The sequence below is a fragment of the Clostridium sp. genome (assembly GCF_051654825.1).
Classification (GTDB): domain Bacteria; phylum Bacillota; class Clostridia; order Clostridiales; family Clostridiaceae; genus Clostridium.
In genome coordinates this window covers 50,656-65,959 of record NZ_JBOFYU010000238.1, presented here as the reverse complement: position 1 = coordinate 65,959, position 15,304 = coordinate 50,656, and the positions used below count along the sequence as shown (strand labels likewise).

Annotated in this window: 14 protein-coding genes and 1 other annotated feature; of the genes, 7 read left to right on the top strand and 7 right to left on the bottom strand. The window is 28.4% G+C overall.

The window, feature by feature from the left end:
- On the top strand, positions 1–723 hold a 723-nt coding region (locus tag ACRDBA_RS14625), incomplete at its 5' end, for a glycine radical domain-containing protein (protein ID WP_438573667.1).
- Positions 724–796: 73 nt separating this feature from the next.
- On the top strand, positions 797–1,501 hold the full coding sequence (pflA, locus tag ACRDBA_RS14620) for a pyruvate formate-lyase-activating protein (RefSeq protein WP_438573666.1): 705 nt from the start codon (positions 797–799) through the stop codon (positions 1,499–1,501).
- A gap of 52 nt (positions 1,502–1,553) precedes the next feature.
- Here pflA and ACRDBA_RS14615 read toward each other — a convergent pair whose 3' ends face one another.
- The 3 genes from ACRDBA_RS14615 to ACRDBA_RS14605 form a co-directional block, all read right to left on the bottom strand.
- Complete coding sequence (locus tag ACRDBA_RS14615; protein WP_438573665.1) at positions 1,554–2,183, bottom strand: 3'-5' exonuclease; 630 nt, start codon at positions 2,181–2,183, stop codon at positions 1,554–1,556.
- A gap of 70 nt (positions 2,184–2,253) precedes the next feature.
- Complete coding sequence (rocF, locus tag ACRDBA_RS14610) at positions 2,254–3,159, bottom strand: arginase (protein ID WP_438573664.1); 906 nt, start codon at positions 3,157–3,159, stop codon at positions 2,254–2,256.
- A gap of 291 nt (positions 3,160–3,450) precedes the next feature.
- Positions 3,451–4,425, bottom strand: a complete 975-nt coding sequence (locus tag ACRDBA_RS14605) for a biotin--[acetyl-CoA-carboxylase] ligase (protein ID WP_438573663.1) — start codon at positions 4,423–4,425, stop codon at positions 3,451–3,453.
- A 250-nt stretch (positions 4,426–4,675) separates the two neighbouring features.
- On the opposite strand from ACRDBA_RS14605, the gene ACRDBA_RS14600 reads away from it, so the two are divergent.
- Positions 4,676–6,112, top strand: a complete 1,437-nt coding sequence (locus ACRDBA_RS14600; protein ID WP_438573662.1) for an LCP family protein — start codon at positions 4,676–4,678, stop codon at positions 6,110–6,112.
- Positions 6,113–6,214: 102 nt separating this feature from the next.
- Complete coding sequence (locus ACRDBA_RS14595; protein WP_438573661.1) at positions 6,215–6,856, top strand: site-2 protease family protein; 642 nt, start codon at positions 6,215–6,217, stop codon at positions 6,854–6,856.
- A gap of 36 nt (positions 6,857–6,892) precedes the next feature.
- On the opposite strand, the gene ACRDBA_RS14590 is transcribed toward ACRDBA_RS14595, so the two are convergent.
- Positions 6,893–8,410: a Ppx/GppA phosphatase family protein gene (locus tag ACRDBA_RS14590; protein ID WP_438573660.1), complete on the bottom strand. Its 1,518-nt coding sequence runs from the start codon at positions 8,408–8,410 to the stop codon at positions 6,893–6,895.
- Between the two features lie 184 nt (positions 8,411–8,594).
- Positions 8,595–8,799: a binding site (T-box leader), on the top strand.
- A gap of 82 nt (positions 8,800–8,881) precedes the next feature.
- Here ACRDBA_RS14590 and argS point away from each other — a divergent pair.
- The gene (argS, locus tag ACRDBA_RS14585) at positions 8,882–10,573 is read left to right on the top strand and encodes an arginine--tRNA ligase (RefSeq protein WP_438573659.1); all 1,692 of its coding nucleotides are present in this window, start codon (positions 8,882–8,884) and stop codon (positions 10,571–10,573) included.
- Between the two features lie 275 nt (positions 10,574–10,848).
- Positions 10,849–11,958, top strand: a complete 1,110-nt coding sequence (locus tag ACRDBA_RS14580) for an AI-2E family transporter (RefSeq protein WP_438573658.1) — start codon at positions 10,849–10,851, stop codon at positions 11,956–11,958.
- A 31-nt stretch (positions 11,959–11,989) separates the two neighbouring features.
- On the opposite strand, the gene ACRDBA_RS14575 is transcribed toward ACRDBA_RS14580, so the two are convergent.
- The 3 genes from ACRDBA_RS14575 to ACRDBA_RS14565 are packed head-to-tail and all read right to left on the bottom strand — an operon-like array spanning position 11,990 to position 14,143.
- Complete coding sequence (locus ACRDBA_RS14575; RefSeq protein WP_438573657.1) at positions 11,990–12,127, bottom strand: FeoB-associated Cys-rich membrane protein; 138 nt, start codon at positions 12,125–12,127, stop codon at positions 11,990–11,992.
- Between the two features lie 22 nt (positions 12,128–12,149).
- On the bottom strand, positions 12,150–13,910 hold the full coding sequence (gene feoB, locus ACRDBA_RS14570) for a ferrous iron transport protein B (RefSeq protein WP_438573656.1): 1,761 nt from the start codon (positions 13,908–13,910) through the stop codon (positions 12,150–12,152).
- An 11-nt stretch (positions 13,911–13,921) separates the two neighbouring features.
- Positions 13,922–14,143: a FeoA family protein gene (locus ACRDBA_RS14565; RefSeq protein ID WP_438573655.1), complete on the bottom strand. Its 222-nt coding sequence runs from the start codon at positions 14,141–14,143 to the stop codon at positions 13,922–13,924.
- Between the two features lie 365 nt (positions 14,144–14,508).
- Here ACRDBA_RS14565 and ACRDBA_RS14560 point away from each other — a divergent pair, with 365 nt between their 5' ends.
- The gene (locus ACRDBA_RS14560) at positions 14,509–15,288 is read left to right on the top strand and encodes a ribonuclease H-like domain-containing protein (RefSeq protein ID WP_438573654.1); all 780 of its coding nucleotides are present in this window, start codon (positions 14,509–14,511) and stop codon (positions 15,286–15,288) included.
- The last annotated feature ends 16 nt before the right edge of the window (positions 15,289–15,304 follow it).

The window sequence follows — 15,304 nt, the reverse complement described above, 5'->3', positions numbered from 1 at the left end:
ACTCAAGTAGGTAGATTAATGGCATTTGGTATCGCTGGTCTTTCAGTTGTTGCTGACTCATTATCAGCTATTAAATATGCAACTGTTAAACCTGTAAGAAACGAAGCTGGAATAGCTGTTGACTTCGAAATTGAAGGAGATTTCCCTAAATACGGAAATGATGATGATAGAGTTGATGATTTAGCAGTAGATTTAGTAAATAAATTCTCAGCTGAATTAAAGAAGCACCCATTATACAGAGATGCTCAACATACTTTATCAATCTTAACTATAACTTCAAACGTAGTTTATGGTAAGAAAACAGGTTCAACTCCAGATGGTAGAAAAGCAGGAGAAGCTTTTGCACCAGGAGCTAACCCAATGCACGGAAGAGATGAAAATGGAGCTTTAGCATCATTAAATTCAGTTGCTAAGATTCCTTACAACCCAGCTTGTCAAGATGGTGTTTCAAATACATTCTCAATCGTACCTGATGCATTAGGTAAAGAAGAAGGACAAAGAATTGATAGCTTAGTAGGTATTCTTGATGGATACTTCACTCAAGGAGCTCATCACTTAAATGTTAACGTGTTTAACAGAGAAACATTATTAGATGCTATGGAAAATCCAGAAAAATACCCAACATTAACTATAAGAGTATCTGGATATGCAGTTAACTTCACAAGATTAACTAAGAAACAACAAATGGAAGTTATAAGCAGAACATTCCACGAATCAATCTAATATTAATATAACTTAATAATAGCTCCCCTACATTTAAGTAGGGGAGTATATTTAATATTTAGGAGGATTTATTATGCTTAAAGGAAGAATTCATTCAATTGAAAGTATGGGACTAGTAGATGGCCCAGGAATAAGAGTTGTAGTTTTTTTACAAGGATGTGCTTTAAGATGTCTTTACTGCCACAACCCTGATACATGGGCAGAAAAAGGTGGTCAAGAATTTACACCTGAAGATCTAGTAAAAAGAGTAGCTAGGTTTAAAAATTACTTTAAATCATCAGGTGGTGGAGTAACTTTTTCAGGAGGAGATCCTTTAAGACAACCTGAATTCTTACTTGAAGCTCTTAAATTATGCAAAAAAGAAGGAATACATACGTGCATAGATACATCAGGTGTTGGGCACGGAAATTATAAGGAAATTCTTGAATATGTAGACTTAGTTTTATATGATGTAAAGCATCTTACAAAAGAAGGTTATAAAGATATGACTGGTTTAGAAATAGATGAAACTAATGAATTTTTAAAGGCATGTCAAGAAGTAGGAACTAAGCTTTGGATTAGACAAGTAGTTGTTCCAGGAAAGACGGATACACTAGAATATATGGAAAGCTTAAAGGAATTCACTTCAAGCCTTAAGAATGTTGAAAAGGTAGAGCTATTACCTTATCACTTACTTGGAGTTAACAAATATGAGGGTATGGGATTAAAATACAGACTTGAGGGTGTTGAAGCTATGGATAAAGAAAAGTGTAATGAGTTTAAAAAAATATTTGAGTAATTTTACTTATATAAAAACCACTATAAATTAATTTATAGTGGTTTTTAATTTATTATTTTTTTAAAAGGTTAGAAAAATAACCAGGAGGAATTAAACCTTTTTTCATTCCCTGTATAACAGTTAAATAAGTAGCTGCTGTATCAAATCTAGCGTCATGATAGTTTCCGCTACCTTCAAATAATTCATTAGCCTTACTTGCAATTTGACTTTCTGTAATTCCTAAGTAATCTATAACTTCAGCTAATTTAGGATTTTTGATATTTCCATTTGGATTAGTTAGTTTACATTTATTTTTGTAGTAAGCCATTGTACAAAAAGGATTTTTGGCCTCCCAAGTAGTTTCAATTAATCCTGCTTCCCATAATTGTTGAAGCTCATGTTTAAGAAATTTTATATCAAATTGGACATTATGACCAATAATAAAATCAGCGTTAAAGAAGTCAGGCATAAAATCAGAAGCAAATTCTAAAAATTCTTGTCCATTAGATAATTCATATAGCTTTTCTAAAGAAAAACCATGAACAGCTTGAGCTCCTTCATCCATTTCATCTACAGTAAAGAAAAAGTTTTTTCCTGTTGTAGTTTGAGGTTTAGTAGAAGTATCTACTACTATATAGCTTAATTGACATATATGTCCAGGTTTTATGCTTGTAGTTTCTGTATCAAAAAATAATAGTTTCATTGTATCCTCCTAAGTTAACTTTTATTACTTATTATAATAATAACATAAAAAATAACTAATAGAAAAACTATTAGTTATTTTTTAAAGAATTTGAAATTATATTTAATAACTCTATGCATGTCTCTAAAGTTTTGTGGTTTTGGTCTAAATCAGGATTAAACTCAACAAAATCAATAGTCTTAATTATTTCAGTACTTATAATACTTTCCATAAGCTTCTTACATTCAGAGAAGGTTAGACCATTTTCTACAGGTGTACCTGTTCCAGGAACATATGAAGGGTCTAAACAATCGATGTCAAAGCTAAAATGCATAGCTTCTAAATTTTGCTTTTTAACTGCGGCTAAGAACTCATTAATAGTTTTATCAATTCCCTTAGCTTTAATATCGCTTATTGTCCATACGTTAAGATTATATTCTTCAATTATTTTTAATTCACCATCATCTAAATCACGAGCTGCTAAAATAAAAACATTTTTAGGATTAATCTTGTTATTTTTATTATAAATGTTAGTTAAATATTCAGAGCCTATTCCCATAGATCCTGCTAAAGGCATTCCATGAATATTTCCTGAAGGGCTTGTTTCCGATGTATTTATATCACCGTGTGCGTCAACCCAAACAACACCAAGGTTGTCTCCATAGTATTTGCTTGATGCAGCAATACTACCAAGAGCTAAAGAATGATCTCCACCTATTACTAGTGGTAATGATTTGTTTTGTAAAGCTTCAAAAACCTTATCAGCTAGTCCAATATTTGCTTTTACAACTTCATCTAAATACTTCATTTTGTCATTCGCTGCGTATTTATTAGTAGGATCTATGTGCTCTACGCTTACTTCACCCATATCACAGACAGTGTGGCTTTTTCTAAAAATATCTAGAAGGTTGTTCTCTCTTAAAACTTTTGGCCCTTTTTCTACTCCAGGATTATCACACCCATAGAATAGAGGCATATCAATAATACTAATTTTCATAAAACAAACCTCCAAAAGCGTATATATTTAAAAACAATAATTATATATTAATATCATAATTTAAATAAGTAAATAAAAAATTCAAAAAAATTTTTAAATTATTTAAATTATTAATATTATTGTTTCCAAATATAATACTTTTACTAAGAAAGCATATGGTTTTAAAGGTAATAATTCTTTTAAATATGCTAAATTTCGCCATAAAATATTATATTCATAAAATATAAAAAAGATATAACTATATTATTAAAATAAAAAATATAATTATATCTAAATATGTAGAATTATAAATTAATTATAGTTTTTTGATAAGGATATTTCCCCAGAGCAAGCAGTTATTTCATTTCCATTTGAATCTTTTATAAGTAACTCGCCTGAATTAGTTATATCTATAAAAGTAACTTTTTCATCGCCATTACGTGTAGAAATTATAATTTCTTTACCTATTAAGGCTGAATTTTTTCTACAGATATTAACCCAAGATGTTGTGTTAGGATTTTCTAAAAAATCATTATAAAGTTTTTCAAAGTTTTTTAAGAAGTCTGCAAATAGAGAAGATCTTTCTAAAAATTTTCCACAAGCTAGATATAGTGAAGAAGCTTTATCTTGTATTTCTAAAGGAATATCTTTATTAGATAAATTAACGTTTATTCCAACACCTACAATAACATAATTTATTGAATCCATATCACAGCTCATTTCAGTTAATATTCCACAGATTTTTTTATTATCTATTAGTAAGTCATTTGGCCATTTAATTTTAGCATTAAAGCCATATGATTTAAGAGTTAAGCTTAAAGAAGCTGCAGCTATTTGAGTTAATTTAGGAGCTTCTATAGGGTCTAAATTAGGTCTTAAAATTAAAGAAGACCATATTCCGCCCTTTGGAGATATCCATTCTCTTCCTAAACGGCCTTTTCCTAAGGTTTGCGTATCACTAATAACTAAGGTTCCGTGGGGAGCATTTTTGATAGCTAAATCTTTTGCAATTATATTAGTTGATGATACTTGGTTAAAATGTTTTATATCAGAAATTAAATTACAATTATTAAGTTTAGATTTTAACTCTAATATATTAAATATATCTAATGAAGCATTTAATATATAGCCTTTTTTAGATATACCTTCAATATTATAGCCATCTTTTTTTAATGCATTTATATGCTTCCAAACAGAAGTTCTAGTGATACCTAGTTCTTTACTAATAGTTTCACCAGAAATATAATCAGTACTTTCTTTCAATAAGAAAAGTATTTTTTCTTTCATTATTCACCTCTAATATTATTTATTACTTTTATAATAATATTATAACATAAAGAAAATATATGTTTTTAAAAGGTAAGAAGAATTTAGAATTATAATATTAATAAATATAAGCATACTAAATATAATGAATAAAACAATAAAATTGTGTATTTTGTAGGCTAAATAGTAAAAAAATTGTAGGAATTCAATATATATTCTTGTAGATAGAACTATTTGGTTATATAATAATAAGGTATAAGGAGGAGTAAGGATGAGTGAAAAGGATACGAAAAGTAAAAAATCTAGAAAAAGTAAGATGTCTAAAAATAAAAAAATTGCAATAACGGTAGTAAGCGTTTTAGCAGTAATAGTTGCAATTTTAGTAGGTACATACTTTAAGATAAGAAATCAAATATATGTTGAATATAAACCTACACCAACTGAAGGCGTTAACTATAAAGAGGTTGATGGTATTACTAATGTATTACTTATAGGTACTGATGGAAGAACTTTAGATGAAGTTTCAAGGTCAGACTCCATTATTATTGCCACATTAGATAATAATAATAAAAAAGTTAAGTTAACTTCTGTTATGAGAGATACGTTAGTTGATGTTCCAGGATATGGAGAGCAAAAAATTAATGCTGCATTTGCATTAGGTTCAGCTAATGGAGGAGGAGCAGAGGGTGGAGCTAAACTTTTAATGGAAACTCTTAGTGATACCTTTGAAATTAATTTAGATAAATATGTTGTTGTTAACTTCTGGGGATTTGAAGCTATTATAGATGAAATAGGTGGAATTGAAGTAGAAGTTAAAGATTATGAAATAGAAGAATTAAACAAGTATATTGGAGAAGCTACAGGGTTAAATTCTCCACTTATTGAAGTGCCTGGATTACAAAAGTTAAATGGGCAACAAGCTTTATCTTATTCAAGAATAAGAAAAGTTGGAAATGGAAGCTATGAAAGAACTGAAAGACAAAGAAGAGTTCTTTATGAAGTAGCAACTAAGTTAAAGGAAGTAAATCCTTTAAAATATATGAGTATAGCAAACAGCTTATCAAAGCACGTTAAAACTAATATAGATATACCACAAGCTTTAAATTTAGCTTATACTATATATAAGTTCCCATCATTAGATTTTGAGCAATTACAAATGCCACAAACTGAACTTGTAGTTAGAGATGGATTATATAAGGACTTAGGATGGGTATTATTAATTGATAAAAAACAAAATTCAAAGGTTTTAAATGAATTTATTTTTGATAATAAATTACCGAATCCAGATGAATTTGATTATAATCAAATAGCTTATCTTCAAGATATGTATGCTTCAGAGGAAGCAGGATATAATTCTATGTATGGAATAAATCCAGATGATTATAATGATAAAGATGTTGATTACGAAGAAGATATATATACTCCTACCCCAGATAATGGTAATGGAAATGGTAACAATAATGGGAATACAAATGGTGATTCAAATGGTGGAAATCAAATAACACCGCCACCAGTAGTTGAGCCAACACCACCAGTAGAGCCGGAAAAACCACCAACACCACCAGTAGAACCAGAAAAACCACCAGTAGAGCCAGAAAATCCAACACCGCCACCAACAGAAGGTGGAGATACAGGAACAGGTCAAGATGGGGAAAATGGTGTGCAACAAAGAAATAGATTACTTGAATTATTTAATATAGCAAGTTAATAATAAAACTCCACTATATGTGGAGTTTTATTTATTAAAAATTTAAATAATTAGCCAAGGCTATATGTTATAATAAAATAAAGTAAAATAGAGGAGGGAATCATGAATAATTTTCTATTAGAAATAATATTAACTATTCCAGCAATATTAATTGCATTTACAGCACAAGGGTATGCAACTGCCTTAGTAGCAGATAAATTAGGAGATAAAACTCCAAGATTTCAAGGTAAATTAACTTTAAATCCAATAGAACATATAGATCCAGTAGGATTTATTGCAATTATGCTTTTTAGATTTGGATGGACAAAAAATGTAGAAACGAATCCAAGCGCATTTAAAAGAGGGTATAAGGATGCTATAAAGGTTGATATAGCAGCTCCACTAGCTAATTTAATTGTAGGATTTATTTTTACATTAATATATGCTATTTGGTTTAAAATAGGTCATTTATTACCTGGAACAGTATTTGAAGTTTTAGGAACCATGATGTTATATACAGCAATTATAAATGTAAATTTATTTATATTTACATTATTGCCTTTACCAGGTTTATCAGGGTTTAAGATACTTAAGGATTTATCTCCAAAAACATTTTATAAGATAGCGGATACATTATATCAATATCAAATGTTTATATTACTTGGAGTAGTGTTCTTTGGAGGGGATATTATAGGAATACCTTCACGCTTTATTTTTAATTTATTTAATAATATAGCTTTTATGATAACTGGAATATTCTTTTAAAAAAAGACATTTGCACACTTGCAAATGTCTTTTCTATTATGATTTATAACTTTCAACTATTATAAGCTCTTTTTTATAAATATCTTTAAACTTATTTGCAGCTCTTAGAGCTTGACGTATTTCAAAGTCTACATTTATATCAGAATAAACAGTAATAGTTGCTGTAGTATCATCAAATTGTATATCAATATCTTTAATAGCACCTACTAAGCTTCTATCAAGTCCTTCAGCTACTTTAAGAAGAACACCAATACTTCTAATTGATTTTAAATCTAATTGATTTATAACTGAAGAAAATGGTGGGAGAGGAAGTTCATAGCTATTAAATCTATGTGAAGATGCAATAGCGGCACTAAGTAGTATTTCTTTATGGCTTAGGCCGTTTATATGTGAATTTAATATAATATAAAATGAATGCTTGTGGTGATTGTAGTAATTAATACTTATACCGCAATCATGAAGCATAGATGCAGTTTTTATTATATTAGAAAACTCATCTCCTAAGTGATGAAGTGGCTTTAATGCATTAAAAAGCTTACTGGTTGTATTATAAACATGTAAAGCATGTTCTTTATTAATATTAAGATTATCTAAAATTCCATCAATACTATAATTTAATATATCAGAAGTAATATTGAAGTTTTCTTCAAGATATTCGTACATAATACCTTCACGAAGCCCTCTAGAAGATACTATAACCTTATTAGTTTTTGAAACCTTAATAATTCGATCAAATAATAAAATTCCACCAACAATTATATCAGATAACTCTGGATCAATTCCCTCAAGCTTTTGCCTTTGTTTAAAGTCTTTAGACTTAGAAATATTAAAAATATCATGGATATCAATATCGCTTAATTCGTAATTATTAGGTATATCAAATGGATAACGCTTACGTAATCTATCCATTTTACCAATATTTCTTATAGTTGCAGCAATTCCAATTATTGAATCAAAGGTATTTTCAGTGATCCACTCTATATCATTTAAATAAGAGTTTATTTTTTCAGTTGCTAAATCTAAGTTTTCTTTTAAGATTCTATCTGTTAATTTACAATCATAACTTAAATTAACACTTCCAAATGGAATAGTTATGCTTTTAATAATTTCATTATTATTAACCCAAGCGATATGAGTATCTGTACCAGCTACCTCAACCATAAGAGAATTTTTTATGTTAATACTTCGTTTTAAGCCTAAGAAATTATAGTATATTTCTTCTTCGCAAGTAAGAACTTTTATATCTATATTTAATTGTTCTTTTATAGAAGATATAATTAAATCCTTATTTTCAGCTGTTCTAAAAGATTCAGTTGCTACAGCAAATATGTCTGATGCACCAGAAACCATACAAAGTGATCTAAAGGAATTTAAAGTTGAAACTATAGAATTTATTTTATCATTACAAATTGAACATGTATTTACTAAATCATGACATAATCTTATAGATGTCTTTAACTCATCAATAATTTTTAAATAACCATTTTTAGATATCTCTGCTAATAGTAATCTAATAGAACTAGGACCTATATCAATAACACCAACTCTAATCATAAAAACTCCTTGATTTATAAATTTAAATATATAATAATTATTATTATACTACTTCTTACAATAAACAGTAGATAAATTTACTATAATTAATAAATTTACATATTGTTAAAGGTATTTATCATATTTAGTTGACAAAAAAACTTTAATTTAGGTATAATAATTTTATGTAAAATTAAGATTAATATTAAATTCTAAGAAAAGGACAGTACTTTAATTGATGCTTTTAGCGAGTAGGGGATGGTGTAAGCCTTATAAGATAGATTAATAGGAATAGAACCTTGGAGATATCTACCGAAATAAGAGTAGGCTAGATCGTAGCAGCTGCGTTAAAGCGTTGAGGGGCATTTTATGCAATTAGAGTGGTACCGCGGATATTTTCCGTCTCTTATATTTAAGAGACGGTTTTTTTATTTTGTCAAATGTTTATTTTAGAAATTAATATTAACTTTATTTAGAACGAGGAGGATTAATATGGATTACAAAAAGAAAGTTGCAGAGATAATAAAACAACATGTTGATATGGATGTAGAAGCTATAGAAAAGCTTATAGAAATACCACCAAAGCCAGAAATGGGTGATTATGCTTTTCCGTGCTTCCAATTAGCTAAGGCTTTTAGAAAAGCACCGAATATGATAGCTGAAGAGTTAAGCACAAAGTTAGACTCTGAAGGATTTGAAAAGATAGTAAACTTAGGGCCATATGTAAATTTCTTTGCTGATAAAAGTATATTTACTAAAAATGCTATTGAAAAAGTATTAACAGAAGGTGAAAACTACGGTTCATCAAATATAGGTGAAGGGAAGACTGTTTGTGTTGAACATTCATCACCAAATATCGCAAAGCCATTCCACGTAGGTCACTTATTCTCAACATCAATAGGTAACTCTTTATATAGATTATTTAAAAAAGAGGGATATACAGTTGAAGGAATAAATCACTTAGGAGATTGGGGAACTCAATTTGGTAAGTTAATATCAGCCTATAAAAGATGGGGAAATGAAGAGGCATTAGAAAAAAATGCTATAGAAGAATTATTAAGAATATATGTTAAATTCCATGATGAAGCTGAAGAAAATCCAGAATTAGAGGATGAAGGAAGAGCATACTTCAAAGCATTAGAAGATGGAGATGCAGAAGCTCAAGAGTTATGGAAGAGATTTAGAGATTTAAGTTTAAAAGAATTCGATAGAGTATATGGTTTATTCAATGTTACTTTTGATTCATATGCAGGTGAAGCTTTCTACAACGATAAAATGGATGTAGTAGTAAATGAATTAAAAGACAAAGGATTACTTCAAGAAAGTAATGGGGCACAAGTAGTTATGCTTGATGAATACAATATGCCTCCATGTATAGTTCTTAAGGGAGATGGAGCTTCAATATATGCAACTAGAGATTTAGCAGCTGCTATGTATAGAAAGAAAACTTATGATTTCCATAAGTGTGTTTATGTAGTTGGATCACCACAAGCATTACACTTTAAACAAGTATTTAAAGTATTAGAACTTGCAGGTCACGAATGGGCTAATGATTGTGTTCACGTTGGATTTGGATTAGTTAAATTTGCTGATAGAAAGCTTTCAACTAGAAAAGGTGAAATAATCTTATTAGATGACTTAGTAAAAGAATCAGTAGATAAAACATTAGAAGTAATAAATGAAAAGAATCCTGAACTTGAAAATAAAGAAGATGTAGCAAAGAAAATTGGTGTTGGTGCATTAGTATTTACTTACTTAAAGAATTCAAGAGAAAAGGATATTGTATTTGATTGGAAGGAAATGTTATCATTTGAAGGAGAAACAGGACCATATGTACAATATTCATATGCAAGAGCTAAGAGTATCTTAAATAGAGCTGGAGAAGTTAAGGGAGTAGCTGATTATTCAAAATTAACTTCAAAGGAAGAGTTTGAATTAGTTAAAACTTTAGAAAACTTCACTAAGCAAATACATGTAGCTATAGAAAAATTAGAGCCTTCAGTAATGACTAGATATGTAATTGACGTTGCAAAAGCTTTTAATAAATTCTATAATGCACATTCTGTATTAAACTTAGAAGATGAATCATTAAAGGAAGCAAGATTAAAATTAGTTGAAGCGAGCTGTCAAGTAATTAAGAATGCTTTATACTTATTAGGAATAGATGTAGTAGAAAAAATGTAGTGTTTTATTAAAGGGGGGGAATAACTCCCTTTAATTTTTTTTTGTACTGAGCAATAAGAAAGGAAACTCCATCTCACATGCATTGGAAAGGAAACATCTACGCATATACATTTGTAGATGTAAGTTTGATTAACTAAATGGAACATTTAGAATCTCACTTAAGTTCTGTTAGCCAAATCATAGATTTGGAACATCACTTAAAAGAAATTTAATAAATAATACATAGGATGAATACTTATCTTTATGATATAATCATTGATAAAAGAGGTGAGCAGATGTTTAAAAAAGAAATTAAGTATAAGGATATAATTATAGCAATAGTAATATCTTGCTTATTAGTATTTGTAGGAATTAAGCTAATAAATAATTCTCAATACTTTTTCAATATAGCAAAAAAAATATTTTCACTAAGTGTACCATTTATATATGCTCTAATAATTGCATATATTTTAAATCCTTTAGTGAAATTATTTGAGAAAAAATTTAAGTTAAATAAGGGAATTTCAATTTTAATAACTTACTCTATATTAGTTGGAGTTTTAGTTTTAATTGGTTATTATTGTGTTCCTAGTATTATACAAAGTTTAGTAGATTTAAGTTCAAGTATTCCGAATTATATTACTGAGGCTCAAACTTGGTTAAATAATTTATTCAGAGACCCACAAATTAAGGAGATAATTTCAAATACAGAGTTAATGGATCATGCAAATAAGATAATCGCTCAAATGGGAACTTTAACTATTAATATATTAGAGGGTGTTGTTTTATCAGTATTTTCTATATCTACTCAAATAATTAAGATTGGTCTAGGGATATTAATTTCTGTTTATGTTTTAGTAGATAAGGAAAGATTAATAAGAGAAACAAAGAAAATATTATATGTAATATTAAGAGAAAAAAATGCTAAGAGTGCAATAGAATTAGTAAAGAATTATAATAATATGGTTGTATCGTATATTGGAATAAAGGCAATAGACTCATCGATAATTGCTGTAATGGCATTTGTATTATTAACATTAGTTAAATCTGAATACGTATTATTACTATCGATTGCAGTAGGTATAACTAATATGATTCCTTACTTTGGGCCGTTTGTAGGAGAAATAATAGGATTCTTATTTAATGTATTTATATCACCTACAAAAGCTATAATAGTATTTTTAGTTTTACTAGCATTACAACAATTTGATGGATGGTATTTAGATCCTAAATTAATAGGTAAAAAGGTTGGTGTAAGACCTATATTTATAATATTTGCAGTTGTAATTGGAGGGGGATTCTTTGGGCCTATAGGAATGTTATTAGCATCGCCTACAGTAGCAACTATAAATATATATTACGATAGATTTATGGACAAGAATAAAGAGTTAACAAAAGGTATTTAATAGAGAAATAGAGCTACATATAAATGTAGCTCTATTTTTTATCCTTATACATTGGGCAGTGTGATGAGCAGCTGCCACAATTACATTTTCCTTTAGTTGATTTTTTAAAGCTTCTATAAATTATCCAAACTGCAAGTAAGATAATTATACTTGCTATAAATATCTCCATATAATATCTCCTTTATTATTTTTTAGATAAAGAGTTTAGCAATATGGAAAACAATAAATGATACTACCCAAGCTAAAACTAATTGATATGATATAGAAAATATAGTAAGCTTAGAACCATATTCCTTTTTCATAGCTCCTATAACAGAAATACAAGGAGTATATAATAGTACAAATACTAAGAATGATAGTGCTGAAGCTGCTGTAAAGTACATTGGTAGCATTGTAGTTAAATCGCCAGCAAATATTATTCCCATTGAAGAAACAACGGTTTCTTTAGCTAATAATCCAGTAAGTAGAGAAACTGAACTTTGCCAATTTCCAAATCCTAATGGCTTAAATATAGGAGCTAAAACGCCTCCAATGGAAGCCAAGATACTATCATTAACATCTACCATTCCGGTGAAGTTAAAGTTTGATAAAAACCAAATGACAACGCTCATAGCAAATATTATTGTTCCAGCCTTAACTAAGAATCCTTTAGCTTTTTCAAAAATTTGTTTTCCTATGTTTTTAATTGACGGCTTTTTATACTCTGGTAATTCTATTATAAACGGTTCTTCATCTTTTTTGAAAAGTGTATTTTTAAATATTATTCCCAATATAAATGCTAAAATTACACCAAGTAAATATAATAATGCAACTACTAATCCCACATAATTAGGGAAGAATACTGAGGCAAATACTGCATAAACAGGTAATCTTGCATTACAGCTCATTAATGGAACTAAAAGTGCTGTTAGCTTTCTATCCTTTTCACTTTCAAGAGTTCTTGCTGACATTATAGCAGGAACAGTACAGCCAAAACCTACTATCATAGGAATAAATGCTTTTCCTGAAAGACCCATCTTTCTCATTAATTTATCCATGATAAATGCAACTCTAGCCATATATCCACTATCTTCTAATAATGAAATACAAGCAAATAATGCTAATATTATAGGTAGAAGAACTACAATTCCTCCAACTCCACCTATAATTCCATCAACTATTAATGATTGGAACCAAGGGCTTGTACTTGAAAGTAAATCAGATACATATGGAAGTAGAGAATCATTTAATAATCCATCGAGCATATCGGATAGTGGTTGACCAATCCATGCAAAGGTTACTTGGAACATTAAAGCCATAATAACTATAAATAATGGATAAGCTAACCACGGATTTAAGAAAATATTATCTAGCTTATCTTTAAAACTACCTTTAACTTCAGATGTAGTTTTATTACATTGGCTTAATAAGTTATCTATATAATTATAAGTTTCCTTTTCATCTTTAAATTGATAAGTATTATTAGTTGAATCAATTAAAAAATTACCAGTATCTAATGCTGTTTTTATTTCTTCAATTCCTTGCTCCTTTGAAGCTACTATAGGAATTACTGTTACTTGCATAAGATCTGATAGTTTATTAAAATCTATGTATATTCCTTTTTTTTCTGCTACATCAATCATATTAACAGCTAAAATAATTGGCTTATTAAACTGTTTTAATTGAGTAGTTAAGTATAAATTTCTGTTTATGTTGGAAGCATCTATAATATTTAATATTACATCTACTTCATCTGTTTCTAAGAAGTTTTTGGCAACTTTTTCTTCATTAGAATATGTGTCCATTGCATATATTCCAGGCAAATCAACTATCTTAATATCATTGAAAAACCCTTCTTTTTTATCTACAGTAACTCCAGCCCAGTTACCAACTCTTTGATTCGAGCCAGTTAAACTGTTAAAAAGGGTAGTTTTCCCTACGTTAGGGTTACCAAGTAGTGCAACTGTCTTCATTTATATCCCCCTTATATAGCTAAAAATATATTCTTAGCATCTTTTTTTCTTATAGCTAAATCAAATCCCCTTAAATTTATTATTATTGGATCACCTAATGGTGCAACTCTTTTTAATTCAATTTCAGTTCCTTCAATACAGCCTAAAGCAGATAGTCTCTTTGCTAACTTGCTATCTCCAGTAATATTTTTTATTGTACCAGTTTGTCCTAATTTTAAATCACAAATGCTCATAAAATCCACCTCGTATTGAAAATCATTATCATACTATTATAATAGCAAAAGTTAGAGAAATGGTCAATACTTTTTACTGGAAAATGAGAATAATTTTCAATGAAAAAGAAGAAACTAATAAGTTATTTAAATTATATTTTAATGTTTACGTATATAATAAAGGAGATAATATTAAATATTTAAAAAAATATGAAATAAAATCATATTTTTAATTTTAAAATATAACATAATATCATATAAGTGGAAGATTTATCGACTATATGTATTTTTATATAGAATAAAAGATGTTATAATTAAATAGTATTATATTAATAAATAAGAGATTATTAAAAAGGTGAGAAATATAAGGAAGAAAGAGTGATATTTTGATTATTCGTGAAAATATAGTAGAGGTTAGTGATATCTCTAAAGAATTTATGCTTAAAACTAAAGAGATAGATAGAACACCTGAAGATCTTATATTCTTTGACCTAGAACATTATGTATACAAAAAACCGAAGTGTATAGGGGTGTTTGGTGCATGTGTTTATAATAAAAATGATAATAAGTTATATGTTACTCAATATATGATAGAAAACAAAAACGAAGTGGTAGATATATTAATTTTAGCTAAGAGATACTTTATAAGTATGAAAAAGGCTGGCAAAAAAGCTATAGTTACTTTTTCAGGAAATAATGATTTCACCGTAATAAACTACTTATTTAATAAATATAATGTAGAGTTTGATTTTTCAAAAGAATTTGAGGATATTGATATTCAACGTGAATATGAAAAGGAATATGGACATTCTATAGGACTTAAGAATTTGGAAAAGGTTTTTGGAATAATTAGAGAAGGTGAAGTTATTAGTGGATCTAATTTAGCAAAAACATTTCATAAGGTATTAAAGGATAGAGACTATATTTTAAGAATGCCAAAAATGAAGATTGAAAATATACTTTTATATAATGAACAAGATGTGGTTAATTTATATAATATATATATATTATGGAAAAAGTATATCATAAATGAAAAAGAAGACGAAAAGATAGAAGTAGTAAATGAAACTATAGAAATTACAGAAAATATCGAAGAAATTGAAGGAGATATTGAATTTAAAGCAGATTGTAATATTAGACCATTATCAGTAGTAGAAGAAGTGTAACATATTATTAAGTATT

What these genes read in the sequence shown, in the direction of transcription:
- ACRDBA_RS14590 (WP_438573660.1), bottom strand. Translation starts at nt 8,410, where the DNA reads ATGATTAGAGTTGGTGTTATTGATATAGGTCCTAGTTCTATTAGATTA.
- ACRDBA_RS14580 (WP_438573658.1), top strand. Translation starts at nt 10,849, where the DNA reads ATGTTTAAAAAAGAAATTAAGTATAAGGATATAATTATAGCAATAGTA.
- ACRDBA_RS14595 (WP_438573661.1), top strand. Translation starts at nt 6,215, where the DNA reads ATGAATAATTTTCTATTAGAAATAATATTAACTATTCCAGCAATATTA.
- argS (WP_438573659.1), top strand. Translation starts at nt 8,882, where the DNA reads ATGGATTACAAAAAGAAAGTTGCAGAGATAATAAAACAACATGTTGAT.
- feoB (WP_438573656.1), bottom strand. Translation starts at nt 13,910, where the DNA reads ATGAAGACAGTTGCACTACTTGGTAACCCTAACGTAGGGAAAACTACC.
- ACRDBA_RS14605 (WP_438573663.1), bottom strand. Translation starts at nt 4,425, where the DNA reads ATGAAAGAAAAAATACTTTTCTTATTGAAAGAAAGTACTGATTATATT.
- pflA (WP_438573666.1), top strand. Translation starts at nt 797, where the DNA reads ATGCTTAAAGGAAGAATTCATTCAATTGAAAGTATGGGACTAGTAGAT.
- ACRDBA_RS14600 (WP_438573662.1), top strand. Translation starts at nt 4,676, where the DNA reads ATGAGTGAAAAGGATACGAAAAGTAAAAAATCTAGAAAAAGTAAGATG.
- ACRDBA_RS14565 (WP_438573655.1), bottom strand. Translation starts at nt 14,143, where the DNA reads ATGAGCATTTGTGATTTAAAATTAGGACAAACTGGTACAATAAAAAAT.
- ACRDBA_RS14615 (WP_438573665.1), bottom strand. Translation starts at nt 2,183, where the DNA reads ATGAAACTATTATTTTTTGATACAGAAACTACAAGCATAAAACCTGGA.
- ACRDBA_RS14575 (WP_438573657.1), bottom strand. Translation starts at nt 12,127, where the DNA reads ATGGAGATATTTATAGCAAGTATAATTATCTTACTTGCAGTTTGGATA.
- rocF (WP_438573664.1), bottom strand. Translation starts at nt 3,159, where the DNA reads ATGAAAATTAGTATTATTGATATGCCTCTATTCTATGGGTGTGATAAT.